Annotated in this window: 21 protein-coding genes; 10 read left to right on the top strand and 11 right to left on the bottom strand. The window is 39.8% G+C overall.

What is annotated here, in order from left to right; translation table 11 throughout:
- Positions 1–31: 31 nt before the first annotated feature.
- From HMAT_RS18825 to HMAT_RS18805, 5 genes are all read right to left on the bottom strand, one after another.
- The gene (locus HMAT_RS18825) at positions 32–748 is read right to left on the bottom strand and encodes a hypothetical protein (protein ID WP_233789452.1); all 717 of its coding nucleotides are present in this window, start codon (positions 746–748) and stop codon (positions 32–34) included.
- Positions 749–815: 67 nt separating this feature from the next.
- Positions 816–3,512, bottom strand: a complete 2,697-nt coding sequence (locus tag HMAT_RS18820; RefSeq protein WP_104384480.1) for a sugar-binding domain-containing protein — start codon at positions 3,510–3,512, stop codon at positions 816–818.
- A 166-nt stretch (positions 3,513–3,678) separates the two neighbouring features.
- Positions 3,679–5,466: a glycoside hydrolase family 2 protein gene (locus HMAT_RS18815; RefSeq protein WP_104384388.1), complete on the bottom strand. Its 1,788-nt coding sequence runs from the start codon at positions 5,464–5,466 to the stop codon at positions 3,679–3,681.
- A gap of 141 nt (positions 5,467–5,607) precedes the next feature.
- Positions 5,608–7,203, bottom strand: coding sequence for a DUF4832 domain-containing protein (locus HMAT_RS18810; protein WP_233789450.1), 1,596 nt, complete (start codon positions 7,201–7,203; stop codon positions 5,608–5,610).
- A 608-nt stretch (positions 7,204–7,811) separates the two neighbouring features.
- On the bottom strand, positions 7,812–8,258 hold the full coding sequence (locus HMAT_RS18805; RefSeq protein ID WP_104384386.1) for a nuclear transport factor 2 family protein: 447 nt from the start codon (positions 8,256–8,258) through the stop codon (positions 7,812–7,814).
- A 218-nt stretch (positions 8,259–8,476) separates the two neighbouring features.
- Between HMAT_RS18805 and HMAT_RS18800 the strand changes: the two genes are divergently transcribed.
- Both HMAT_RS18800 and HMAT_RS18795 read left to right on the top strand, forming a co-directional pair.
- Entirely contained in the window at positions 8,477–9,235 is a 759-nt protein-coding gene (locus HMAT_RS18800) for a type 1 glutamine amidotransferase domain-containing protein (protein WP_199768708.1), read from the top strand.
- 593 nt (positions 9,236–9,828) lie between these two features.
- Complete coding sequence (locus HMAT_RS18795; RefSeq protein WP_104384385.1) at positions 9,829–11,295, top strand: S41 family peptidase; 1,467 nt, start codon at positions 9,829–9,831, stop codon at positions 11,293–11,295.
- A gap of 407 nt (positions 11,296–11,702) precedes the next feature.
- Here HMAT_RS18795 and HMAT_RS18790 read toward each other — a convergent pair whose 3' ends face one another.
- On the bottom strand, positions 11,703–12,149 hold the full coding sequence (locus HMAT_RS18790; RefSeq protein WP_158655991.1) for a nuclear transport factor 2 family protein: 447 nt from the start codon (positions 12,147–12,149) through the stop codon (positions 11,703–11,705).
- Positions 12,150–12,355: 206 nt separating this feature from the next.
- A complete protein-coding gene (locus HMAT_RS18785) occupies positions 12,356–12,973 on the bottom strand; it encodes a hypothetical protein (RefSeq protein ID WP_104384383.1) in 618 nt (205 codons plus the stop codon).
- A 610-nt stretch (positions 12,974–13,583) separates the two neighbouring features.
- On the opposite strand from HMAT_RS18785, the gene HMAT_RS18780 reads away from it, so the two are divergent.
- The 4 genes from HMAT_RS18780 (at position 13,584) to HMAT_RS18765 (ending at position 18,172) form a co-directional block, all read left to right on the top strand.
- The gene (locus tag HMAT_RS18780) at positions 13,584–13,895 is read left to right on the top strand and encodes a hypothetical protein (RefSeq protein WP_158655990.1); all 312 of its coding nucleotides are present in this window, start codon (positions 13,584–13,586) and stop codon (positions 13,893–13,895) included.
- A gap of 405 nt (positions 13,896–14,300) precedes the next feature.
- Positions 14,301–14,639: a hypothetical protein gene (locus tag HMAT_RS18775; protein WP_158655989.1), complete on the top strand. Its 339-nt coding sequence runs from the start codon at positions 14,301–14,303 to the stop codon at positions 14,637–14,639.
- A gap of 79 nt (positions 14,640–14,718) precedes the next feature.
- Positions 14,719–15,498 (top strand): GLPGLI family protein, encoded by a 780-nt coding sequence (locus tag HMAT_RS18770; protein WP_104384380.1) that lies wholly within the window; start codon positions 14,719–14,721, stop codon positions 15,496–15,498.
- Positions 15,479–18,172, top strand: coding sequence for a hypothetical protein (locus HMAT_RS18765; protein WP_104384379.1), 2,694 nt, complete (start codon positions 15,479–15,481; stop codon positions 18,170–18,172). The genes HMAT_RS18770 and HMAT_RS18765 overlap by 20 nt, the downstream gene beginning before the upstream one ends.
- Before the next feature lie 114 nt (positions 18,173–18,286).
- Here the strand turns inward: HMAT_RS18765 and HMAT_RS18760 are convergent, their stop codons facing one another.
- The 3 genes from HMAT_RS18760 to HMAT_RS18750 form a co-directional block, all read right to left on the bottom strand.
- The gene (locus tag HMAT_RS18760) at positions 18,287–18,733 is read right to left on the bottom strand and encodes a nuclear transport factor 2 family protein (protein WP_158655988.1); all 447 of its coding nucleotides are present in this window, start codon (positions 18,731–18,733) and stop codon (positions 18,287–18,289) included.
- 314 nt (positions 18,734–19,047) lie between these two features.
- On the bottom strand, positions 19,048–19,254 hold the full coding sequence (locus HMAT_RS18755; protein ID WP_104384377.1) for a helix-turn-helix transcriptional regulator: 207 nt from the start codon (positions 19,252–19,254) through the stop codon (positions 19,048–19,050).
- A 1-nt stretch (position 19,255) separates the two neighbouring features.
- On the bottom strand, positions 19,256–19,792 hold the full coding sequence (locus HMAT_RS18750; protein WP_104384376.1) for a DUF2975 domain-containing protein: 537 nt from the start codon (positions 19,790–19,792) through the stop codon (positions 19,256–19,258).
- Between the two features lie 422 nt (positions 19,793–20,214).
- Between HMAT_RS18750 and HMAT_RS18745 the strand changes: the two genes are divergently transcribed.
- The 3 genes from HMAT_RS18745 (at position 20,215) to HMAT_RS18735 (ending at position 22,740) form a co-directional block, all read left to right on the top strand.
- The gene (locus HMAT_RS18745; RefSeq protein ID WP_104384375.1) at positions 20,215–20,613 is read left to right on the top strand and encodes a hypothetical protein; all 399 of its coding nucleotides are present in this window, start codon (positions 20,215–20,217) and stop codon (positions 20,611–20,613) included.
- Positions 20,614–20,958: 345 nt separating this feature from the next.
- Complete coding sequence (locus HMAT_RS18740) at positions 20,959–22,008, top strand: sensor histidine kinase (RefSeq protein ID WP_104384374.1); 1,050 nt, start codon at positions 20,959–20,961, stop codon at positions 22,006–22,008.
- Between the two features lie 3 nt (positions 22,009–22,011).
- On the top strand, positions 22,012–22,740 hold the full coding sequence (locus HMAT_RS18735) for a LytTR family DNA-binding domain-containing protein (RefSeq protein ID WP_104384373.1): 729 nt from the start codon (positions 22,012–22,014) through the stop codon (positions 22,738–22,740).
- 25 nt (positions 22,741–22,765) lie between these two features.
- Here the strand turns inward: HMAT_RS18735 and HMAT_RS18730 are convergent, their stop codons facing one another.
- Entirely contained in the window at positions 22,766–23,617 is an 852-nt protein-coding gene (locus tag HMAT_RS18730) for a hypothetical protein (RefSeq protein WP_158655987.1), read from the bottom strand.
- Positions 23,618–24,003: 386 nt separating this feature from the next.
- Between HMAT_RS18730 and HMAT_RS18725 the strand changes: the two genes are divergently transcribed.
- Positions 24,004–24,876, top strand: coding sequence for an alpha/beta fold hydrolase (locus tag HMAT_RS18725; protein WP_104384371.1), 873 nt, complete (start codon positions 24,004–24,006; stop codon positions 24,874–24,876).
- Positions 24,877–25,235: the final 359 nt, after the last annotated feature.

Below are 25,235 nucleotides of genomic sequence, written 5' to 3'. Positions count from 1 at the left end.
GTCAGATCCAACTGAAGCCCACGGGGCCAATTTATTTAAAAACAGGTATTGGGGACAAACTTATCTTCTTTTGCTGATTGTTTTTGAGTTCGAAGATCACTAGCTCATTTTGACCGGATATTAAATGTTCCGAAGGGATTAATATCGACTGTTGTTTTTCTTCTTCCCAGTAGGACCCCAAATATTTTTGATTTAACCAGACCTCTCCCATTCCCCAACCTGTCATATTGAGATAGCTCTTGCTTGACGGATTGAGTTCAAACCGACCTCGGTAAAAACCGGGACCGCCGTTCACTGCCTTTTGTTCAAAAACCAAATCCTTCAGTGGATAATTACGCACATCTAATGGGATCATTTTCCAGTTTTGAAGTTCGTTTCCGGCTAAACTAACGGTACCAAACAGTCCTTTTGAATTGTCTGTAATCTCTGGCCCATAGGTGATTCGTCCGATGTTCTCTACATAAAATTGGAGCGTATGTTTGCCCGGCTCTGCTATGATGGTCAATGTTTTGTCCTGATCACTCAGGGTCCCCTGTAACCTGCCGTCCACATAGACCACGGCATAATCACGTACGTTTTCCAATTCCAGTTCTTCGCTTTCGGTATCGGTATTTATCTCGGTCTGATAAAGCACATAGCCCGATTCGATGTCCAAATCGTTAAAAGATAATGCACTTTCGGCCTCAACAGTTTTTTTATAAACCTGCGATACAGAGGCTTTCCCTTCTACCTTAATTTCCTGCGCCATTAGGGTTTGACTTAAAAAAAAAGCCACTATAGGCCATAAAACTGCTTTTACCATCGTTAATCTCTTTTTATTTTGTTAAAAATGACTGAATAAAAGTTTCATCCACGGCCACTTGCGGCGAGAATTTCGCACTTTTCACATAATTATCGATACTGTACAACAATTGTTGGGTGGCGGGACGGTTATCCATATCATTTTTGGTATCCAATGCCATTACCAACAGTTTCCCACCGTTCAGTTTGGCTTCGAAACCTATACCCAATTTTTGGTTATTGTCGTAACTGTCGATGACCTGTATAAAGGGACGCAGTTGTTGTGGTGCATGTTGCATTTCGATTACTTTTGCATGGTTCAGGATATCCCACCATTGCCAATCGGTATGGTATGAAGTAAGGAAATCCTTAAACATGGCCTGCTTATGATGGACCAGATTGCCGATCGTCATGGGTGCCCAAGCAAACATAATAGGATTCCAAAAATGATTGTGAAATAGTGATTTCCGTCCTTTTATCTTATCTGGCGAAGGATAAAGAACCACGGTTTTGCCCTGGGCCAACTGCCTTTTTGCAACATCATCGTAAACATCGGTGTACAATACGTTAGCTGTAGACTGCATCAGATCTTGATGTTTGGGATATACCCAGATGTCCCAACTATTTTTAATAGTATCATTTACCGCGAGATGAACCGTAACCTTTTGGCTACTGATGTTTTTTAGGGGAATCTCAAATTTACCTACCGGCGATACACTGTCGTTGGCAATGGTTTGCTTTTTCAGGGTTCCCTTTTGCAATACCTTGCCAGCGGTATCGGTCAACCACCATTTAATTTTTGCGTTTTCAATAGCGGAATTGCTGAAATTATATACTTCGGCTTTACCTCTAAATGTTTCGGTGTTGAAGAAACTACTTTTATCGTAGCGCAATAAGGTGACAGTTGGCGCACAAAACTGCCTAAATTTTTCAGCGGTAACCAAACCCTTGGAGTCCCAGAAAGGATCGAAAATGCCTACGGGAGCGTATCCTTGTCCCGGAAAATCGTTCATCGACAACAGCTGAAAACCGGCAGATTTACCTGATCGCAACAAGGCTTCGATCACCGCTTTGTACTCCAGGACGGTCAACGCACCAGATGCCCTGAAGAAATCCTTTGCCTGGTCCAGCATGCCATTTTTCTGCAATAGATCTCTAAATACCTCGAAATTGCGTGCTTCTACGGGGCTGTTGGCATATTTCTTTATCTCATCAAAATTTGGGTAGATACAACGTTGTCCTGACTCGTGTGAAATGACGGGCACATCAACATCAGATTCCACATTCTTGTCCCAATCGGTTCCCGGCTGGCCTTCGTAAACCTTTACTGCCCCTTTGTTGGTTTGCTGGGACACGTAATATTGATCTGATTTAACCCGCGTTCGTGCCGTAGAACCGCTATAAAGATGGCGGGGATCAGCCTTTCTGCCTTCGGCGGTCAATTCCTCGATAAAGTCGAAGTTGCCAGTAATTTCATTGCCGTTGCAGTACAGAACAAAGGAAGGATGGTTGCCGTATTCTTTTAAAATAGCTTTAATTTCCCGGCGGAAGAAGTTATATCTGGCTTCGTCGGGTTCGGCATCTTTGCCCCACATAGGCATTTCCACCTCAAAATATATTCCGTGCTTGTCAGCCATGCGAAAGGCCGCCGCCGGAGGACACCAGGAATGGAATCGTAAATGGTTCATGCCGTATTCCTTCATGAGCAGCATAATTCGTTCCCAAGAGGCATCGTCGAGCGGAGCATAACCTGTTTTTGGAAACACTGCATTTTCTACATTGCCTCTTAAATGGATGGGGCGATTATTGAGCAGCACATGGTTTTTCCCTTGTTTCACTTCACGCATGCCAAAGGTGGTCGATTTTTCATGCCGATAGCTGTTTTTGCCATCGGACGTAGTCAACTGGCAGCTGATCCGATAGAGATTTGGGTTAAACTCATCCCACAGTTTAATCTGTTTACCTAAGGGAATATTCGTCTCTACATACGTAACCGAATCGGTACTTGCCAAAGCGATTTCATTTTTAAGGCTGTAGTTTGTTCCGGCGATAGCAAAAGAAATCTTGCCCTTTACTTGTTTTTTAGTCGCATTATTTACCCGTAATTTTACTTTTATGGACTGATCGGTGATATCTGGGTATACCTGAAGGTCTTCCACATAAACTGGATCTATGGCCAGCAGTTTCATGTCTCCCAAGATACCATTCCAGTTAATCTGTGTAAATTCAGTATGTGCATGGTTCCATTTATGCGTGTTGTACTGAAATCGGTTATCGATACAAATGGTAATGCGATGCTTCTTTCCGGGTTTTAAAAAACTACTTAGATCGTGGTTGTGGGGTACACTCACATAATCGATGCTGCTAACTTCTTTGGTATCTACAAAAATTGAACTTAACCAGTGGGTACGTTCAAAATATAGAAATATTTTCTTCCCTTTCCAGTCGGCAGGGATTTCGATATCACGCTGGTACCATGCCGGCCCCATATATTCGTACTTTCGGGTCAGACGGTCAATATATTTATAGGGATTTTGATATCCTATCTGATAATCATCGGTAATACCGGGAAGTTTAATTGTTCCTTGTAAAACGTGATTATAACGGGGAGACAGCGACCCCCTGCGAAAATCCATTACATCGGTCTGGAAGCCCCAAGTACCCGATAAATCGATGACATCTTGCGCCTTTAACAACGTTGCTTGCACTAAGAGCCCCAGTACGCATATCATTTTAACGTATTTGTATATACTTATCTTGTATTCGTGCATTTTATATTTCGATTTTTTATGTGTTTTCATTCTCTTCAGTAACCTATTTTTGCGCGCCAGGCCGAATAGCTATTATCATTGTGAAATCTTCTTTAAGGACTGTTTTCGAAGCGCCAGGATTGACGTTTTATTTATTCTCATAATATTTTTTCATTAGATACCAGGCTTTTTTGCGATAGCCTTGATCCGAGACCAGTCCTTTTCGGTTCCAGCCATCTTGATTGGTCGGATGAAAACGGAATGGCGAACGGAAATCAAATAATACCCAAGGTGAAGTTCCGCGCAAGTTTGGGATATGCTTAAACATTTCCAGGTTGTTTTTGTACAAGGTCGCTTGGTAATCTTCACTCCATGAACTGACAACATCTTTTTCGCCCGTTTTGCCATACAGGGCCTCGCCTCCGAATTCAGAAATAATTAAAGGCTGCCCTTTTGCCACATCCCATACAGCTCTGTCAGGAGAAACTGGCCAGGTGTGGTACCAACCCAAATATTTGTTGACGGCTACCACATCCAGTTCTTTAATAAAGGGGTCGTCCATAACAAACATTTCTTTCTCCTTATTAAAATGCACCAGATCAAATGCAGCGATAATAAGTCGTGTCGTGTCCATGGCTCTGCATGTTGCAATCAAATGTCTGATGAAAGCATTTCTAGATTCGGACGGCTGGGTTTCGTTGGCTACTCCCCAAAAGGCGAGTGCGCAACGATTTTTGTCACGAGCGACCATTTCACGGATCATTTTACCTGCTTTTTGTTTGGTCGATTCATTTTCAAAATCGATACCCTGCCATATCGGGATCTCCTCCCACAACAAGAAACCCATTTTTTCGGCCGTTCGCACGATATGTTCATTTTGCGGATAATGAGCCAAACGAATCATATTACAGCCCAAAGCTTTAGCTTCCGAAAGCAGCATTACCGCATCTGCCTGTGAAAAAGCACGACCTTTGCGTTGCGGTATTTCCTCATGAAATGAAATGGACTTGAGAAAAATAGCTTCGCCATTCAGAAAGATATCTTCCCCTTTTACCCAAATATTGCGAAAACCTATTTCCTCCTCTATCTGGTCATCTTGCGTTGAAATCTTCACATTATACAGCTTAGGTGCAGCAGGCGACCAGCGTTTAATTTCTCTTGACGTAAATGAGGTATTTACTTCTCCCTGAGCATCTGTCCTGAGCGTTTGTTTTAGTCGTAGTTCCGGTATTTCGATGGTAATGGAGGAATTGGCCAACTTATCCGAAAGCTTTACATGGGCGTTGATTTTATCTGCTTGGATTTTGTCTAATTGAACAAAATAATCGTCGATAAAAACTTTTGGCGTGCTGACTAAAAAGACATCGCGGGTGATGCCGCCATAGTTCCACCAATCAAAGGCCATTGCCGGAATGGCATCTGCCCGACGGGTATTATTGACCTCAACGGCCAAAAAATTATCGTTCTCTTTAACAACATCCGTTATTTCAACCTGAAATGGGGTGAACCCACCTTCATGTTGTGCGATCTCTTGTCCATTGAGATATATGCGACAACGGTAATTTACAGCAGCAAAATACAAGAACAGCCTTTCGTTACTTTCTTTCACCACATCAAACTTGCGCCCATACCAGATGGTACCTTCGTAATATTTAAGTTCGGCCATTTGACTGTTCCAATCTGAAGGCACGTTTAAACGGAGACCATTCTCGAAAGCGTATTCATAAAAATCGACTTTGTTTTCCGGTTTTTTATTCAGGTAGATTTGGTTTTTTCTTCCCTGGTCGTATAAGTCTACAATAGCGTCCCATTTTCCATTTAATGATTGCAGGCGCCTACTATAAACGTTGGTCATATTTTGCTGAGCGACAACGTTAACGGCGATCAGACTAAAAAACAGGGACAATACCAAATATACATTGATCAGTTTTATCATAATTAGGTGTTAATTCTTAATAAAATGCTAAGCGCATGTGCTCAGCAACTAAATTTCCTCGTTTTCAAAATGCTGTATTGATCAAATACATAACGATTATTATTGCGCGGCGAAAAAGCAATCGTGACAATTTTCGTCAAGTTATTTTACCCGCAATGCTAACAGTTTTGTCCACCCCTGAATCGTTGGAGCCTCGTCAATGGCTAGCTGAATTGCCGGTTTATTATCCTTTGTCGTATCGACAATAGCGACTGCCCAGCTATAGATTCCGGCAGGTAGATCTATTTTTGTGTTAAGTTCATAGCTCTTCGGAGCACCTTTCAACCATGCCGATGGTTCACTCTGATGATCTACAAAGACCTTTTTCACATTCCCTTTGGCATCTAACAGGGCAAAGGCCACTTTATATTTGAAATTCCACTGTGGAATATTATTGGGTAAATAACCCCAGCCTGTATTTTGCCAACGATGGGAAATTAGCGCTATCGCACCGGATTTGATATCTTGAGGCAAGTTGATCTGGTCTGGGTACACGCGATACCCCCCTTCTGTATTAAACCGTTGGACAAGGTCAAAGGATTTAAACCAGGATTCAGTTTCTCCACCCGCTCGAAAATCCATCATATTGACATGGGCCTCAGCCGAGAGGTCGAACTCTCCTTTCCTCACATCCTCATCGTGCCCTTCTCTATATTTTCCACTCGGATCGGTCCAATAACGGTGCTTGCCTGGAGCGATAATCCAACCGCCCTCCATAATTATAGGGCGTTTAAAATTCCATTTTTTAGCAAAATTCTTTTCCCAGTCCTGGTAATAGCCGGTCATGCCAAAAGCATCTTGGCGCAGGCTATAGCCTTTATCAATAGCTTTTTCCAATAAGCGTTCACTGTTTGGGTTTACAGATCCCCAGCTTTCGGGATGCCCTACCAAACGATGGTAATTAATAACCAAAGGTACTTTGTTGAATGTGTTAGCATATAAACTGGTTACCCAATCCAAGGTTTCTGCCTTTATTTTTTCAGTACTTTCGGAAGTTGCCACTTTTGGATCTTCATAGACAACAAAGTGTGCTTCGCCCCACTTTCCCAAGCCATAGGCATCAATAAAAGAAGTTTTTACAGGATCATTAAATTCTTTGGCCAGGGCTGTGATAAATTTGCTGTAGTATTTTCTAAATACCGCATCTTGGGGAAAGGGTGTTTGTCTATCGGGATGTTTTTCATTTTCCAGATAATATTTGGCACCGTGGTCAAACACAAATTTGGGCGTATTTTGACCCTGGTCGCGACCGTCTACCACAATTCGCAGTGCAATGGGAAGTCCTCTCTTTTGCGCACCTTTAATCAGCTTTCCTATTTTAGAGTTGGGATCATCCCAGGCATAAACACCATCACTGGGATTCAGAGAAGACCAGCTTGTGCGTACATAACATGCCGAAGCATAGTCGATGACCTTTACCTTTTTACCCAATGCGGGTACAAAGTATTCGATATCCCAATACGAATCGTCTGCATTGCGGGGCGCATACATTACCCAACCATTTAAAGGGTTGCGCAAGACTGAATGACCATCGTATTTTGGCTTTAATAAGATATACCCCGAGTTGCGCGAACTGCCTTGAACTTTATTTTTTTGAGAAAAACCAGGCGACGCGGAAGCACAAAATAAGAGGATAAAAATACTTTTAATTATCCTATTTGATATTATCTGTCTGTTTATCATTTCGTATCTGAACATAATTTTTAAGTCTATTGCAACAGCCCCTCCTATAGTTTATCCTATATTGGATATTGGTGTTGTTTAATCAAATTGATTTATTGGGTACGACACAAAAATAGCCACCGCAGTTTTCCGCTATGGTATTGATTTGTTCAGAAATGGTTCGTTTTTGTACAAAAATTGGATATCGGTGTCGGTTCTTCATTTGTGATGAAGCTTTCCTGAGCGCTTCTATCTTTACACCATTCCAGACTATAGCACAATATGCATTAGCGTCGGATCTTTTTCAAAAAAATCTACTCCAATAAAACTATTTCAAATCAGCTATTGTTATTACTATACAAAACGGCTACAAGCTGCCTTTCGAAAGAAAGGTTCAACATAAAAATTGGCGTCGTACAGTGAAAATCCAATTGTCTTCAAAAACATTGGATGACGAAACAAAAAAGAGGAAACGATAGGAAACATAAAAATTACTGTATAATTAAACGCTAAGAGAAAGGGTCTGATGAGAATCAGGCCCTTTTGACGTAAAAAAGCCACGTCTCACGAGGTGGCCTTAAATAAACATATGATTCACTTTGGTCAGCCCTGAGTTGACTGGACTCACCACTAGTTATTAGAGACTATTTATAGGAGTTGACTGAACTAGATACTTTCCAGTGATTACCTTCACGTACCAAAGTCACCAAATCAGTCTTGGTGAAGTCTTCAAATTTCAAAGTCACCTTAGCAATCATGTAATCCCCTGACTCTTCGAGGATATTGGTGCTTACTACACAGTTTAGTTTCTCCCCTTTTTGCTTTTTCAAGGATTTGACAACTGCACTACGACCGTTAGATTGTGCGTTGGAAGCTTGGATTTTTTGATTGAAATCTGTCGCGAATAACTGCTCTACACCTGCCGACTCGCCTTCAGTAGTTACAGCAACATAATGCTCAAGAGCAAAGTCTGCTGTGGAAAGATTAACGGTTACTTTTTCAGTTTTTGAAACTGTTTTATCTGCCGCCATAGCGAAGGTTGATACTGCGATTAGGGCTGCTGCTACGAATGTTTTTACTAGCGTTTTCATAATGTCTTTATTTTATAGTGTTAGTTCTGTTGTTCTTATTTGTTGACTCAAAACTACAACACAATACGCCCCTAGCCTATGGGCTTTAGATTAACGGACTGGAAAACTCGGTGAATGGTGGGAATGGGGAGGTGAATTTTAATTTTGTGATGTAGGTCACGGCAAATTACCATACGAAATCAAGAAATTTGTTCCAACAAAAAGAAAATCAAAACGATATGAAAGCAAAACAACTCTTTAGACAGATAGTAATATTTTCGGCTTTATTAACCCTAGTGGTGATGCATTCCTATGCAACAAATCGAAAACCAAAAATTTTATTTGTAGTTACTAGCCACAATATAAAAGGTAATACAGGCGAAAAAACAGGTTATTATCTCGGTGAAGTCTCACATCCCTGGGAGGTTTTAACAGCGGCTGGATATGAGATTGATTTCCTTAGCCCACAGGGCGGTAATCCACCTGTGGATGGATTTGACCTGAATGATCCCATTAACAAAAAATTCTGGGAGGATAAATACTACCACAATAAAATCAGCCATTCACTCAAACCTTCTCAGGTAAAACCTGAAGAATATAAAGCCATCTTCTACGCCGGAGGACATGGTGCAATGTGGGATCTGCCTTTCGACTCGGCAATCGCAAAGATTGCCAGCAAGATATACGAGGCAAATGGCGTTGTTGCAGCTGTATGTCATGGACCTGCTGGCTTAACCAACATCAAACTGAGCACCGGTGAATATTTGATAAAAGGAAAAAAAGTCAACGGCTTTAGCAATGAAGAGGAAGAGCTTGTAAAGCTCAGCAATGTCGTCCCCTTTTTATTAGAAGATAGGCTAAAGGCAATAGGTGGAATCTATGAAAAATCCGAACCTTGGCAGTCGCATGTTACCGTTGACGGCAGATTGATCACAGGCCAAAATCCGCAATCAGCCAAGGCTGTAGGCTTGGCCATCGTCAAGGTATTAGGTGAATAAGCTGTCCCCCCAAGATAACAACATTGGCTTTTGAAAACCAGGGGGCTGTCCAACAATTGCTGTACAAGAAAATGTGAAGAGAAAGTAAGTGATCATAGTTAGGCCCTTTGATGTAAAAAAAGCCAGATCTCCCTAAGTGGCTATAATAAATATTTAATTCACTAGTAGTCTGCCTATAACTTAGTATGGCAGACCACTAGTTATTAAGATTTTTTTAAACGAATTGATCGATTTGGACACCTTCCATTCGTTGCCCAAACACCCCAAGTTAACCAGGTCAGCCTCGGTAAAATTCTCAAATTTCAAAGTTACTTTAGCAATCCTATAATCTGTTGACTCCTCAAGGATGTCGGTGCTCTAAGCCCGCGATCAACTAGTTTTTCACATCTGATCAAACGATCCAAAGAGTGGAATTCCTTTATTACTGATCATTATCGAACAATTATGTCCGCTTCCGAACAGTTTCCGTATCAAACCATTCTATTTCACTACTTAAAATCAGCATATTACCAAAATGGATCGACTATTGGGTATAGTGTGTCTTTGAAACGAAATAAAAATTTACATCCAATAACCTAACATTTATAGACATTATGAAAGTCATTAAAAACTTCTTATTTTGGTTTATTCTGTGCAATTCCTTTTTGCTCTCTATTAATAAGGTACGAGCAGGATCACAATGCGATTGCCATGCTGAAATTACATGGATCAAGAACACTTTCGAAAAAAACGACGCTGGATTTGAGTACATATTGAAGGAAAAAGGACAACAAGCCTACGACCTTCACACAGATGAAATAATGAAAATGGCGAAAGCGGCCAAGAACAAAGCTGACTGTACAAATTTGATTTATAAATGGTTTAAATTCTTTAGGAAGGGACATCTTGGAATTGTTGATCTAAAAAAGGAACCTGAACCCGTACAAGTCGTTGAACCAGATGAAAATAAAATCAGAAAGCATGAAAGATTAACCTTAAAGGAAAAAGAGCTCAATCGTCTGATTGATAAGGAAAGCGAGCCCTCACCCATTGGCATATGGGAAAGCGCCCCTTACAAAGTTGGTATAGTTCCTACCGATAGTGGCTATACAGGCGTTGTGCTGGATGCTCCAGAGACCCCTTGGAATAAGGGTCAGGTGAAATTCAAGCTGTATAAGAACGGAGAAAACTATCGAGCAACAATCTGGATGAGAAATTTTAGCGCGCGAGAGAATGTATCCGTGGAATTTATCGGAAACAATATGATCCATATCAATGGTATGGCTTTTTTTGTACGTAAGTCCAAATCATTTAAAGATACTCCTCTTGTCAAAAGTTATATAAACTATTTATATTCCCGTGGTCCTTACTTTGAACAAATTTCAGACAAGACAGTATATATCCGTATACCAAGTTTCGATATGTCTAATAAAAGGTCCATCGACAGCGTTCTGCGTGTAAACCATGAAAAAATTATTCACACGCCAAATCTGATCATTGACCTAAGGAACAACGGAGGAGGATCTGATGATGCATATTCTTCATTGATTCCCTACCTATATACTAATCCTATTAGAACAGTAGGTTTGGAATTGCTTTCCACAGAGTTGAACAACGCTGCATTGTTGTCGCTCTCTAAGGATACCTTATATGATGAAAGGTCAAGGAAAGAATTTAAAGATATCTATGACAAGCTGAACTTAAACCTTGGCAAATACGTTCGGGTTAAAGAAAATATTATCTCTATTGATAGCATGGATCGAATTCTTCCGTTTCCGCAAAAGGTAGCCATATTGATAAACGAATATTGTGGTAGTACTACCGAACAGTTTCTGCTCGAGGCAAAACAGAGCGCCAAGGTCAAACTTTATGGGAAAAGCACCTATGGCGCTCTGGATATATCAAATATGCACCATGTAGATTCGCCAAGTGGTGAATTTCAGCTGTGGTACTGCAGGTCGAAAAGCTACCGGATCCCAAAAATGGCAATAGACAATGTAGGCCTACAGCCAGATCATTACCTCGACCCTTCAATATCCCAAAAAGATTGGGTTGGATTTGTCGTGGAAAATTTAAAATGATGGTCTATGTCTGAGATATTAGATAATCCACTTAAATCAGAACTACTTGTTGTATAATAAGGAATATATAAACGAGAAAAATCCGTTCAACAATTGATTTGAAAAAAAGATATTTTTTATAAAACTATTTCAAATCGGCTATTGTTCTTATTATACAAAACGGCTACCAGCTACCTTTCGAGAGAAAGGTTCAACATAAAAATTGGCGTCGTACAGTGAAAATCCAGTAGTATTCAAAGTACGTTGGATGACGAAACAAAAAAGAGGAAACGATAGGAAACATAAAAATTACTGTACAATAAAACGCTAAGAGAAAGGGTCTGATGAGAATCAGGCCCTTTTGACGTAAAAAAGCCACATCTCTCGAGGTGGCTTTACAACATTTATATATTTACTTGAGATGGCTCCTATTTGTATGAGTTGATTGATGTGGACACTTTCCAGTCATTACCTTCGCGAACCAAAGTCACGAGGTCAGTCTTGGTAAAATCTTCAAATTTCAAAGTCACCTTAGCAATCATGTAATCCCCTGACTCTTCGAGGATATCGGTGCTTACTACACAGTTTAGTTTCTCCCCTTTTTGCTTTTTCAAGGATTTGACAACTGCACTACGGCCGTTAGATTGTGCGTTGGAAGCTTGGATTTTTTGATTAAAATCTGTCGCGAATAACTGCTCTACGCCCGCCGACTCTCCTTCAGTAGTTACTGCAACATAATGGTCCAAAGCGAAATCTGCTGTGGAAAGGTTAACGTTTACTTTTTCAGTTTTTGATACTGGTGTCTCAGCTGCCATAGCGAATGTGGATACTGCGATTAAGGCTGCTGCTGCGAAGGTTTTTACTAATGAGTTCATAATGTCTTTATTTTATTGTGTTAGTTCTGTTGTTCTTATTCGTTGACTCAAAACTACGACACAGTACGCCACTAGCCTATGGGCTTTAGACTAACGGACAGGAAAACTCGGTGAACGGCGGGAATGGCGAGGTGAAAGAATGCAATCTTCCATTCTTATCGTCGTATGGATATTGATTTCATTTGCATGATTGCTTTTCACTAAGATCAACCTGTTGTGTACATTATAAAAATAGCAGCCAATATTAAAAATGATACCACGACCGGGACTACAGTAGACCTGCTTCTATATTTAAGATCTTTGGGAAACATAAGCCCGCGAATAAGAGATAAGCCGACTACTCCAATACCTGAAAGAAGTAGCCTGATATAAAAACTACTATCGGTGATGTCCATATAGTTTCCACCTATATAATCCATAATAAAAATCTGTAACAGAGTGTAGCCGATTGCAAATAACAAAGAGACAACAGCCCCCTTGATATCTTTTATTCTTACGAAATTTAAAGCTTGGAGCACAGCGCCGAAAATAACTCCAAAAAACAGGCAAAAAAATAATATCGCGCTATTTTTATATAGTTTGATAGCATCTTCATCAGTTGTAGCTCCCTCATCCCAAGAATTCTCCTCCGCAAACTCTGCTTCTCGCTTCTTATTGATTAACGCTTCGATCTGTTCTGATTCAGCGGGAGCAAAATATCGCCCCCTATCTTTAAGAATCTCATAAGCATATTGAACAGCATCCGCTACTGACCTACTATCTGGTTTTATATACTTTTCGAGCTCGTTGTCTGAAAGCTTTTTGATCACACTTCTATTTACCATAATTTTCTAGTACTTACAATTAGTTACCCTTGTTATAATGATATTTTGCAATGATTATTAATGATCGTCTCATCTTGCTCACTGGAAAATATATGCAGTTCGACGGCAAATTTATCTTCAAAGCAGGACATACCGAAAGTAGTGCCAAAAGTTTTTGATGATATAAGCCTTGTCAATTTTAATAAGTCAATTCAATTTATCAAAAATAATTTACTCCAATAAAACTATTTCAAATCGACCGCTGTTCTTACTATACAAAACGGCTATTAGCTATCTTTCGAAAGAAAGGACGAACATAAAAATTAGCGTCGTACAGTAAAAATCCAATAGTCCTGAAAAACGTTGGATGACGAAACAAAAAAGAGGAAACGATAAGAAACATAAAAATTACTGTACAAATAAACGCTATGAGAAAGGGTCTGATAAATATCAGGCCCTTTTGACGTTAAAGCCACCTGCGAATAATAAATCACTCTTCGCAAATAATACATCATCACCTACGGATACCAATTGCTCATGTCAGTTCATTTCCTTGTCCTTACTTTTATTACCAGAGAATTAAAACATGCCCAAAAACGGCATATATGGTTAAACAAAAAACTTAAAAACAATGAAAAAATTAGTAATGAGTATGGTAGCCGTAGCTGCGCTATCAACTGCGGCATTTGCTGGTACAACTGCAAAAGCGCCCAAAGAAAATGCAAGTGTGAAAACAACTAGCCACCGCCTTGCCAACAAAACAGTACGTGTTACGGAGGAAACTACAGAAGCTGCAGCGGGATTCGTCCGCTGTAATTTCAAAGTAAGTATTTATAGCTCTGACGGCGTGTTATTGGGTAGCGCAGTCTACACAGATTATGCATCTTCAGCTAGTGGTTGCGCGAGTTTCTTCGCAGCGATGCATGATTGGGTAGGAAACTAATATGATCCTTGTGTAACACACAAAACAAAAGCAGGGCTTATGCCCTGCTTTTGTTTTTACAAATATACTTCAATCTTTCCCCAAGTTGCCTATCTCTGGGGGCTATTCAACTCTCCTAATCCCATTCGCCTCTACTTTTACCGTTGTTTTAAGGCCCGATAGTCATTCGGATTTTATAAATATCAGTCCACTCTGCTGTATCTGCTGTAAGGCCTTCGCCAGACGAAGCAATAGGTGTCACCAAGTATGCAGAACTAAAAATCGAATAAGTCAGGGCGAATAATAGATCAGCCCATACGAATACCAAACGGTCGAAATCATTTCATTTCCTTGTCCTACTTTTATTACCAGAGAATTAAAACATGCCCCAAAGGTATGTATGGTTAAACAAAAAAACTTAAAAAAATGAAAAAATTAGTAATGAGTTTGGTAGCCGTAGCTGCGCTATCAACTGCGGCCTTTGCCGGCACAGACGCAAAAGCATCAAAAGAAAATGCAAACGTAAAAACAACCACTGAAAAGCTAGCCGAAAGCAATGCTAAGGCTAAAGTTTCCGAAGCGTCAAAGGAAAGCAAAAGCATGTTGACAAAATGTGTTTATACCCTAAATGTTTACAATGGCAGCGGTCAGGTGGTAGGTACCTACACTTCGCAAACCTATGTAGAAAATTCCTGTTCAGGATTCTTCGACAACTGCAGAACGATTTATAGACATATGCTTGCAAGTGGTGAACTAGGGATATAGTCTGTACCCTATTTTATTCGAATTACAAATGTAAAAATTTAAGCGGGGCTCAGGCCTCGCTTTTTCCAATCCAACGATCATGAACAAATATTTTCTATTCTTTTTATTCTCATTGGCTACAACGGTTTCTTATGGCCAAAAACTAAAGGCGGTATACGAATACCTGCTATCGCCCGTGGCGACTTTTCGGGAACAGGTTTATTTTCAGGACGGGATAAAAACCTCTATTCGCGATTCGCTGGCCCAACCCAAACCGCAATCCACTGAAAATACCAACGATGAAGAGCTGAGCGGCAGTATGTCGGTAACGCTAGATATGGGCAAAGTCTACCGAAACATCGTTATCCAAAAAAACAATGTGCCTCAACTGGTTGAAACCCGCTCGCTCAAAGGCAGCAACTACCTCGTTAGCGACGAGTTTCCACCCTTAGTCTGGAACACCAACTACACCGATGTAGATACGCTGGGCAAACACATATGTCACAAGGCTACCGCCACATACCGAGGTACGACCCTAGTGGCCTACTATACCAACGATATTCCGGTACCCGCCGGGCCATACAAATTTGGTGGCCTGCCCGGTCTTATCGTTATGCTATACAACGAAGGGGCCAACCCGCACTATTGGCTGCTAAAGGAAATTGAATATCCCTACACAGGCGATGTACCCGTTAACGAAAAATACATACATGGGCTGCCCAAGCTCAGCCTGGAGAGCTACATAAAAAAAGATGATCTCGAAACCGAAGAGCAGATGCGCGTAATGATGAGCAAGATGCCGATGATGGACGGTGTAAACGTAGAACATAAAAAAATTCGTGGCAGTGTAGAGCAAGTATATGAGTGGGAAAAAAATTAAGCATTTAATAGGATGGCTTGGGCTATGCCTGTTGCCCTTATTTGCACCGGCGCAGGTCGCCATACATGGCAAGGTCAGCGTCAAAGGTGAAGCTTTGGGCGGTGTGCGCATTGATTTGCGTCTTGCGGCCGATTCCCGAATGCTAACCTACACCTTTAGTGATGGCCAAGGAAATTACCGCTTGCAAACCGCACAAAGTGGAAAATTCATTTTACAGTTTAAGTCACTTGGCACTGAACCGCTTAGCCTAACCATTGCGCCTACCCTAGCGGACACCCTTATTGACGCACAAATGCAACCCGGTGGTGTGCAGCGATTACAAGAGGTCATTGTACATGCCAAACAGCCTTACCTACGGGGTCGGGATACCCTAGAATTGGCGGTAAGCTCTTTTTTGCAGGGCGATGAACGCAACGTGGAAGATTTGTTGCGCAAAATTCCGGGGATTAATGTAGGTACTGATGGCAGCATCAAGATTGGCAACAAAGAGGTGGAAAAGGTCATGATCGAAGGTGACGATTTTTTTGAGAAGGGTTACCGCCTGCTTACGCAAAATATGAGCGTGCAGCCACTGGAAAAAATTCAGGTACTGCAGCGCTATTCCAACAACAAACAATTAAAGGGCATCGAAAATTCGGACAAGGTCGCCCTTAACCTGCAACTCAAAGCGGATAGCAAAAACCAGTGGCTGGGTTCAGTGGGGCTGCAGGGCTCACCAATTGGCTCAAAGTATTATCAAGCCAGCGCCAACCTCATGAATTTTGGCAAGCGCAACAAATATTACCTCCTTGCCAGCGCCAACAACAATGGCTACGATGCCGTAAGCAGCATCAACCACCTTATACAGTCCGGCTCGGCTAACGAGCCTGGACAGATTGGCGTGGATATAAGCACGCCTACCCTTATTGACAATACACCTAACCTACCCAACTTCGATTATCGCCGCACGAATTTCAACAACGACAGGCTCATCTCATTAAATACCATTTTAAACCCGATAGCTGCATTTAAGATAAAATGGCTGGGCTTTGCCAATCCCACAAAAAAATCTTTTTACCGCAATTCCGTACAGGAGTACAGCCTAGAAGACATCCAGTTTACAACGACCGAAAAATTTGAATTTGCGCGCAAAATCAACAACTATTTCACAAAATTGGAACTGCAATACGAGCCCAACCCACATGCCACACTGAACTATACCGGCACGCTGGGCTCGCTGAACAGCAACGAGGTGGGCACACTGCTTTTTAATTCCATGGCCAGTTTAGAAACCACCAAAAACAAAGGCTACCTCACCAACCACAACCTCACGTACAGCTACAAGCTGTCGGACCGGAAAGCTCTGGTCAGTTCCATACGCTTCATCAACCAGCAGTCGCCGGTCGATTACAGCATCAATCAATATTATTACGAAGACCTGTTCGGATCCCACTCGGTAAGCGAGGTACAACAGCATATAGACAACAATCTGCGCTACCTTGGTGTTACCACACATTATGTAAGCCGACAACAAAATGGTAATTTTTTTGAACTCGGTATTAGCTCAACCTATCAGCAGCAGCAGTTCAACAGCCAATTGCGGCTACTGCCTGGCCCCGAAGCGGAGCACAAAACGGTAGTGTACCCACCAGAATTTGCTAATGAAATGACCCTCCGCTTGTTTCAAACTAATCTTATTTCTAAATATACGGTAAAACACCGCAGCTGGGAAGTGACTCCCCGCCTGCAATTATGCTTGGCGCACAGCGGGCTGGTTAACTTCGAGAAGCAAAACCGCAAAAACAACCTACAGCTCTCGCCCGGCTTATCAGGCAAATGGGCCGTACACCACAAAGGACGGCTGGAAACTGATTTATTTTTCCAACAGCAGAACACCAAACTTACCGACCTGATACCCAATTATTACACGACTGGTGTACGCAATTTTGTAAAAGGTATGGACAACTTAGCCACCTTGAGCAGTTCAGGCGGAACACTTCTGTACACCTATGGCACTATGAGCGACCGATTTTTTGCCAACCTCCAAATCGGGCATCAAATCCTGTTTGACTATATTGGCACGGAAAGCGACCTCAACCCCAATTTTAACCTCGTGCAACAGCGCTTGCTCAAAAACAAAACCCTTACCTACTATAAAGGAGAGCTAAATTATTATCTAAAACTCTTAAACGGAAATATTCGTCTGGATGTGGGCTTTAATACGGCCAATTACGAAACATTGGTAGCCGGCTTGGGACGTCGGCAAATCCGCACAAACAGATACGACTATGGGCTTTCGTTCAGAAGTTCGTGGAAATCCAGCTTCAATATGTTTACAGGGTATAGCCTACAAACCAACAGCTACCGCTCGGAAGGCAGCACAAACACCCTAACCAATGGCCAGGCTTTTTTGAATCTCTTTTTGCGCTTTGGTGACAATCTGCAGTTCAGCCTCAAGAACGAATCTTATCGCTTTGGAGCCATGCCTCAACAAAAAGCCCAAACGTATTATTTTTCGGATTTTTCAGTATTTTACGACCTCAGAAAATACAAGACCCGGTTTGACATAACGGCCAAAAACATCTTCAACACCCGCTCATTCAGAAACGCTATGCTCACAGACATCTCGCGCTCGACAACAGAGTATAGGCTACTGCCCCGTTACATAAGCTTTGGAATAGACTATAATTTTTAAGTTTTCATTAGAGCTCACTCAGTATTGACTGCTTGAAGGAAGTTGATGCAATAAAAATAAAAGCCACATCTTTCAATGTGGCTCTACAACATATATATTTACTTGAGATGGCTCTTATTTATATGAGTTAATTGATTTGGATACTTTCCAGTCATTACCTTCGCGAACCAAAGTCACCAGATCAGTCTTGATAAAATCTACAAATTTCAACGTTACTTTGGCAATCATGTAATCCGCTGACGCCTCGAGGATATCGGTGCTTACCACACAATTTAGTTTCTCCCCTGTTTGCTTTTTTAAGGATTTGACAACTGCACTACGGCTGTTAGATTGTGCGTTGGAAGCTTGTATTTTTTGATTGAAATCTGTCGCGAATAACTGCTCTACGCCTACCGACTCTCCCTCAGTAGTGACAGCAACGTAGTGCGCTAATGCGAAGTCTGCTGTGGAAAGGTTAACGTTTGCTTTCTCTGTTTTTGATGCTGTTTTGTCAGCTGCCATTGCGAATGTTGATACTGCGATTAGGGCTGCTGCTGCGAATGTTTTTACTAATGAGTTCATAATGTCTTTATTTTATTGTGTTAGTTCTGTTGTTCTTATTTGTTGACTCAAAACTACAACACAATCCGCCCCTAGCCTACGGGCTTTAGACTAACGGACAAGAAAACTCGGTGAATGATGGAAATGGGCAGGTGAATATGACACCTTTCGAAAGAATGGATTAACATAAAAATTGGCGTCGTACAGTGAAAATCTAATTGTCCAGAAAAACACTGGATGACGAAAACAAAAAAGGGTAAACGATAGAATCACTATTGTTATTGAACAATAACTACTTTTAGTAAATCTTCATTTTGGAATCCCGCTCTAATTCCTCAATCCGCTACAAATTCCAAGATGTCTCCCGGCTGACACTCTAATACTTTACAGATTGCCTCCAATGTGCTAAACCTTACCGCCTTGGCTTTTCCAGTTTTTAATATCGAAAGATTTGAAAGTGAAAGATCAACTTTCTCTGATAGTTCATTCAATGACATTTTTCTCTTAGCCATCATAACATCTAAATTTACAATTATCGGCATCTTATACGGTTAAATCGTTTTCGTTTTGTAATTCAATTCCTCTACTAAAAATAACGGATATCACATAAATCACCGCAGCCATTAAAATGAATGCTTGGCTATCGGTCCAGAACTGATTTAAGTTTCCGACTTCGAGGCCTTTCCTTATTATTCTACCTACAGTTTCTTGTGCAACATAACTCAACAACCCAATTGAAAATGTTAAGTAACTGATCTTTGTAATCTGTTTGGAAACTAAATTATTGAAGGGTTTATTCAGATCCAATTTGTGCATCATTTCGATCACAAGATAAAATAAATGTGCTTTCAATATTGCAATGACAATGATAAAAGAATAGATCGTGTAAAAAGACATTTGGCTCTGCTTGTACATAGCCGACAGATCAAGTTTTTGATAGAGTCTTCCGACGAATTCTGGTTTGAAAATACTGAAAATGAAATTAACAATAATGGCTCCTGCTTCAATAGATAATCCAATAAATATGATCCAGGCGACTACGAGTAATCCTTTAAAAACGATGTTGTCCATTTTTTTCATAATTAACGAGTTTATATTTAATACAATAATAATAAATATTTAACGATTATCACTAAATAAATATTTATTATCATAAAAAAATCAAATATTTAACATATCAGTCTTGGACACCGCCCGGTCAAGGAAATAGCTAAGTGACAAAAAGAATCATTCTTTTCTAATGGTAAACTACATAGGCGTAAAATTAGAGAGATTCAAAAATCCGATCTCCAATAACTCCGCTAAATAATAAGCAATCAATATAAAATATGGGAAATAAGGGGTTCGCCACAATTGAAATAATGCTTAAGCTATTTAAGGCCTTGAATTACAGTGTTTATACCACGAATACCATTTTTGATGCTTAAAACTTTATACCTGCATAGCTTTCCCCTAATATTGCACCAAATAAAAAATAAAATCACTCATACAGAATTAAACAAATGAAAAATTTATTTATCAAATCGATTGCAATGATTGCCTTAGCCGCTACCTCTTGTTCTGCTCCATCTTACTTTGGGAAAAGTTACGCTCCAACCCAGCATGTAGATGTTTTTTTTGATGTAAATGACATTAAAAAAGAATATGAAGTAATGGGAACAACGGATATAGGCAAAGGTTTTGGCTCCATAGAGGCCGCACAGCAAAAGGTAATAACACTCGGCCAATCCAAAGGTGCGGATGCTGTGGTCATGAAGCTCACCGAGGAAGTGACAGGATCTTCAAAATCAGACTTTGGAAATCTACAGAATGGTAAAAAGAATAATACTTATGCAGGCGGTTCAATTACAAATAATATCAAGGTTAAAAAAATTCTAGCCACATTTGTTAAATATAAATAAATCGCATCCTGATAATTTTATGCTCATCCAGCCACTCCCGTTATCATTCTTCAATGAATTCTATAGTACACAACTAATATCCGAGCTTGCAACAATTAACAAATACAGGATTTCCTAGTGTATCAATTTCTGGTCCGGGTATTTCGGACCGGAAATTATTATACTGATATTACGAGAAAAATAACTAACTACCAGCCCAATATCGCTTCTCTATTTTGATGTAACCAATCGTGCCGTTCGTGCCTATAATCCTATTGTCAATAGATAAAACTTTTGATCATCATCCATTTCAACTAATTTTGTATAAAATTAAGAACAGCAATAAGTTAATCAAACAAGATTTAAATGTCGCTAGCAGTCAGGATAAAGTGGAAAGAGTTTTTGGTTATTTTCCTGATTTATGGAATATGGAGTGTTGCCGTATTTCTCTTTCTAGTACAACTTCAGGGCTTTGACAAAACAGTTGATCAATTTGAAGGTGGAATCAATCTCTATGTAAGTTTTACCCATACCATTATAAAAGGCACGGTAGTTTTCTACGTGCTTATATATCATTTTGCTATACCCGCGATTATGGACCGACGCTGGGGAAAAATATCAATCCAAGTCATCGCTTTCTTCACCTTGCTGACTCTTTATGAATATTACTGGACATTTTTTGTGCATAGAACCAATCCAGAAAGTGTCGGTAACCTAACGCCAGCTTCATTTTTTATCACAACAACAATACTAAATATTGCGTCCACCATTATATCCTATTTTACTGCCGTAGCTATTTGTTCAAACGTAATTCGCAGGAGTAAAGAACAATTGGAGCGCGAAAAATTAAAAGCGGAACTCGCCGCAATAAAATATCAGATCAATCCTCACTTCCTTTTTAATTCGCTGAGCTTAATTTACACAAAAACGTATAAAACCAATCCTGAAGCGTCACAGGCCGTTCATCTGCTATCCGAAATAATGAGTTACGCATTGGAGGATTGGGGTGAACAGGGAATTGTACCATTAGCCTTAGAAGCCAAGCAAATAAAAAAAGTTATCCAGATGAACCAAATCCGGTTCAATAACAACATAAAAATCAGATACAGCGAAGATATTCAACTCAAAGATGCTAAAATCCCTACCTTAACATTAGTTACGCTGGTTGAAAATGCATTTAAACATGGTGAACTTCATGATGCTGAAAATCAGGTGGCAATTGAAATTCTTGCCAGGAACTCCAAAATAAACTTCCGGGTAAGCAATAAGAAAAGAAATGGCCCAAAAGAATTATCAAAAGGTATCGGCGTAAATAATGTGCAACAACGCCTGAATCTGATGTATGGCAGCAAACATACATTTACGATTAAGGAAGATGGAAATTATTACATGACCGAAATTGTTATAAATATCTAACACATGATTAATTGTATAGTAATTGACGATGAACCCCACAATATCGAACTGCTGACGCTACATATTGAGCAGATCCCCTATTTAAATTTAGTGGGTACCGCAGCCGATCCAGTAGCCGCATTACAGCTGCTTAACAACACTGAGGTCGATCTGTTGTTTTTAGATATTCAAATGCCCGGAATAACCGGACTGGAATTTTTGAAGATGTTGAATGAAAGGTATAAGGTAATTCTCACGACGGCATACAGAGAATATGCTCTTGAAGGATTTGACCTAAACGTTGTGGATTACCTTTTAAAACCCATATTTTTTCCACGCTTTCTGCTAGCGGTAGAAAGGGTACAACAACAGCTTTCGATTAACACTAAACAAGAGGAAGAGTTTATACTGGTCAAAACAGAGTATAAAGGGAAGCTGGTAAAAATTAAGCTGAACGAAATCGTATATATCGAAGCAAAAGCAAAATATGTATGTTTTTACACGTCAGATGATAAAAGCATTATGGTCCAGCTCAACATAAGCGCTTTAAACAACATATTAATGCCTGATCGCTTTGTGCGAATCCATAAGTCTTTTATCATTGCTATTCCATTTATTGTAATGATCAACGGAAATATGGTTCAATTGGAACATTATAAAAATACGGTCCCTATCGGACAGACCTATCGAGATTCGTTCATGAGCCGCATGACAAAGAAAGTTCTTAATAATTTAGTTTTCCAAAAAACATAAACACGATGAATAAACTCTTACATGACTATTTAAGGGATTTCACATAGAATGGTAACTCAACGCCTTCCTTCACCACTCTGCCTTCATTGAGAATATCCATAATGATCAGGCCCTGGTAATACGGTTCAAAAGACCGTTCGCCAATTGTTCTTTGTATACTAGTAATTTTTCCTCTGGTTTGAAAACGTTTCCAGTTGTGATCAAAATACCCATAGGATTCTGCTAGCATAAATGGTCCTTGATATTCCAAATATCTTACACCGCGCTTTTCGTTACTATCGTCAAATACTATTTCTTTATTTACGAGTTCTGAGATATCACTGTCAAGTCTCAAACTCAAATACTGACCAGCATTGGAGTAAACATTATATGCATACTGAGTATACTGATTCGCCGTGCCAAGGCCACTGGATAACGTACCGGCCGACGAATACATAGAGAAAAAGTTGAAAGAAGGGTTTTCGGTCATCACATCAATGATCGATCCTTTACATGGGACATATTCAATGGCAGTCAGATCCACTTTACCTGCCAATATCCGCTCGTCATCTTGTCCACCTCCTTTGTAAACTTTTCCATTAAAGGAAAAGGATAAGTGCCCTCCAGATTTGTCATATTTAAAATCAGAGATTTGAAAAGATTTTCCAGCTTGAAGATGTGGCGCAAAATAGTGACCATCATTCGAAGAATTCTGCTTAAAATATTGTGCCTTAGCTAATGCACCATTATGAAGCAAAGTGAGCTTTAGTTCGGAGTAGCTTCCGTCAGATTCCTTAACACCTGTAATAAGATTGATATTACCACAATTGTCCATCGTATAATCATAACTCACCTTTCCCCTGACGGCATGACTATTATCCGAAAACAAAATGCTCATGCCGGAAACGGCGTCGTTTTCTTCTGATTTTTTACAACCAACAAATGAAAAAAAGAAAAAAGATAGTAAAAAAAGTAGCGGTCTATACATTATATAAGCTTAAATTTCATCAAAACAATCAAATATTTACAAAAACTATATTCAACACATAAAAATAACCAAATATTAATACAATTTCAAATAAAAATTAATTTTACACATTAATAAATTAACGAAATAAATTAAACTAGGGAACCTGCTATGAATAAAGTAAGATGCTAGCGAAGGAAATGACAGTCCTGGTACAACATCCTGACGGTATTCACCCCTTAAGTTGTCGTTTTTACACAGTATCTGATCATAAAATGGTTATCATCTTTGTAATGTAAAACTTAAATAAATCAGTTATGAAAAATTTTCTTAAATCCATTACTCTGTTTAAAATATCCTTTATTATACTCATTATGAACCCTATTCATCAATTACATGGTCAACAGCCACACGCTTTTACCAGTGGCTATGCACCCGTTAATGGCATCAAAATATTCTATGAAGTTTATGGAAAAGGGAAGCCTATTGTATTATTACATGGTGCTTTTATGACCATCAGCTCGAATTGGAGCCAGATAATACCTGAACTGTCAAAAAATAGAAAAGTAATTGCCATCGAATTGCAGGGACATGGTCATTCTCCATTTTCTGATAGAAAATTTGATCATGGTATACTGGCAGATGATGTCGCAGGAGTAATGGATTATCTGAAAATTGAACGTGCTGATGTCGTTGGATATAGCTTTGGAGGTGCTGTAGCATACAAATTTGCTATTCAGTATCCAAAAAGATTAAACGAATTGGTAATCATCTCTGCCACATACAAAAGCGAGGGCTGGATGACCGAAGTAAAAAATGCATTCAACAATATGAAACCTGAGTTATTTGACAATAGTCCTATGCAAGCAGCATATGATGCTGTTGCGCCTGATAAAACGAAATGGACCGCATTTTTAGAACAGATGATTGCGTTGGCCCAGAAACCCTTTGATTTTGGGGATGAAAATATTTCTCAAATATCATCGCCAGTGTTACTAATCGCAGGGGACAATGATGGCCTGGATAAAATTGAATTGATAAAAACTTATCAATTATTAGGTGGCGCAGTAATTGGCGATTTTGGGCAGATGCCAAAGTCTCATTTGGCAATTGTCCCCGGCCAGGGGCATGTTAGTCTTATGAACCAATCCCAAACAATTTCAGGTTACTTGAACGGATTTCTAAAATAACTGCTTAAGAAATAAAATTAACACTTGATTTATTCGCAGACGAAAGATGTGATTTCATTTGTATCGAAGTAATCGACATAAAAATCAAAAAATAGTGTTTTTATCAAACTATTTCAAGTTCATTGTTGTTCTTACTATACAAACGGCAGTCAATTATCTTTCGACAGAGAGGTTCGTTAATAAAATTAAAAATTGGCGTAGTACAGCGAAAATCCAACAGTCTTAAAAAACATTGGAGCACGAAACAAAAAAGAGGAAACGATAGGAAACATAAAAATTACTGTACAAGTAAACGCTAAGAGAAAGGGTCTGATCAACATCAGGCCCTTTTGACATTAAAGAAAACCACATCTCACGAT

This window comes from Sphingobacterium sp. HMA12 (genome assembly GCF_002933815.1).
In the GTDB taxonomy this organism is placed as follows: Bacteria; Bacteroidota; Bacteroidia; order Sphingobacteriales; family Sphingobacteriaceae; genus Sphingobacterium.
The sequence above is the reverse complement of the archived record's forward strand: the minus strand, read 5'-3'. Positions and strand labels throughout refer to the sequence as shown.

What these genes read in the sequence shown, in the direction of transcription:
- HMAT_RS18825 (WP_233789452.1), bottom strand. Translation starts at nt 748, where the DNA reads ATGGCGCAGGAAATTAAGGTAGAAGGGAAAGCCTCTGTATCGCAGGTT.
- HMAT_RS18820 (WP_104384480.1), bottom strand. Translation starts at nt 3,512, where the DNA reads ATGATATGCGTACTGGGGCTCTTAGTGCAAGCAACGTTGTTAAAGGCG.
- HMAT_RS18815 (WP_104384388.1), bottom strand. Translation starts at nt 5,466, where the DNA reads ATGATAAAACTGATCAATGTATATTTGGTATTGTCCCTGTTTTTTAGT.
- HMAT_RS18810 (WP_233789450.1), bottom strand. Translation starts at nt 7,203, where the DNA reads ATGTTCAGATACGAAATGATAAACAGACAGATAATATCAAATAGGATA.
- HMAT_RS18805 (WP_104384386.1), bottom strand. Translation starts at nt 8,258, where the DNA reads ATGAAAACGCTAGTAAAAACATTCGTAGCAGCAGCCCTAATCGCAGTA.
- HMAT_RS18800 (WP_199768708.1), top strand. Translation starts at nt 8,477, where the DNA reads ATGAAAGCAAAACAACTCTTTAGACAGATAGTAATATTTTCGGCTTTA.
- HMAT_RS18795 (WP_104384385.1), top strand. Translation starts at nt 9,829, where the DNA reads ATGAAAGTCATTAAAAACTTCTTATTTTGGTTTATTCTGTGCAATTCC.
- HMAT_RS18790 (WP_158655991.1), bottom strand. Translation starts at nt 12,149, where the DNA reads ATGAACTCATTAGTAAAAACCTTCGCAGCAGCAGCCTTAATCGCAGTA.
- HMAT_RS18785 (WP_104384383.1), bottom strand. Translation starts at nt 12,973, where the DNA reads ATGGTAAATAGAAGTGTGATCAAAAAGCTTTCAGACAACGAGCTCGAA.
- HMAT_RS18780 (WP_158655990.1), top strand. Translation starts at nt 13,584, where the DNA reads ATGAAAAAATTAGTAATGAGTATGGTAGCCGTAGCTGCGCTATCAACT.
- HMAT_RS18775 (WP_158655989.1), top strand. Translation starts at nt 14,301, where the DNA reads ATGAAAAAATTAGTAATGAGTTTGGTAGCCGTAGCTGCGCTATCAACT.
- HMAT_RS18770 (WP_104384380.1), top strand. Translation starts at nt 14,719, where the DNA reads ATGAACAAATATTTTCTATTCTTTTTATTCTCATTGGCTACAACGGTT.
- HMAT_RS18765 (WP_104384379.1), top strand. Translation starts at nt 15,479, where the DNA reads ATGAGTGGGAAAAAAATTAAGCATTTAATAGGATGGCTTGGGCTATGC.
- HMAT_RS18760 (WP_158655988.1), bottom strand. Translation starts at nt 18,733, where the DNA reads ATGAACTCATTAGTAAAAACATTCGCAGCAGCAGCCCTAATCGCAGTA.
- HMAT_RS18755 (WP_104384377.1), bottom strand. Translation starts at nt 19,254, where the DNA reads ATGCCGATAATTGTAAATTTAGATGTTATGATGGCTAAGAGAAAAATG.
- HMAT_RS18750 (WP_104384376.1), bottom strand. Translation starts at nt 19,792, where the DNA reads ATGAAAAAAATGGACAACATCGTTTTTAAAGGATTACTCGTAGTCGCC.
- HMAT_RS18745 (WP_104384375.1), top strand. Translation starts at nt 20,215, where the DNA reads ATGAAAAATTTATTTATCAAATCGATTGCAATGATTGCCTTAGCCGCT.
- HMAT_RS18740 (WP_104384374.1), top strand. Translation starts at nt 20,959, where the DNA reads ATGTCGCTAGCAGTCAGGATAAAGTGGAAAGAGTTTTTGGTTATTTTC.
- HMAT_RS18735 (WP_104384373.1), top strand. Translation starts at nt 22,012, where the DNA reads ATGATTAATTGTATAGTAATTGACGATGAACCCCACAATATCGAACTG.
- HMAT_RS18730 (WP_158655987.1), bottom strand. Translation starts at nt 23,617, where the DNA reads ATGAGCATTTTGTTTTCGGATAATAGTCATGCCGTCAGGGGAAAGGTG.
- HMAT_RS18725 (WP_104384371.1), top strand. Translation starts at nt 24,004, where the DNA reads ATGAAAAATTTTCTTAAATCCATTACTCTGTTTAAAATATCCTTTATT.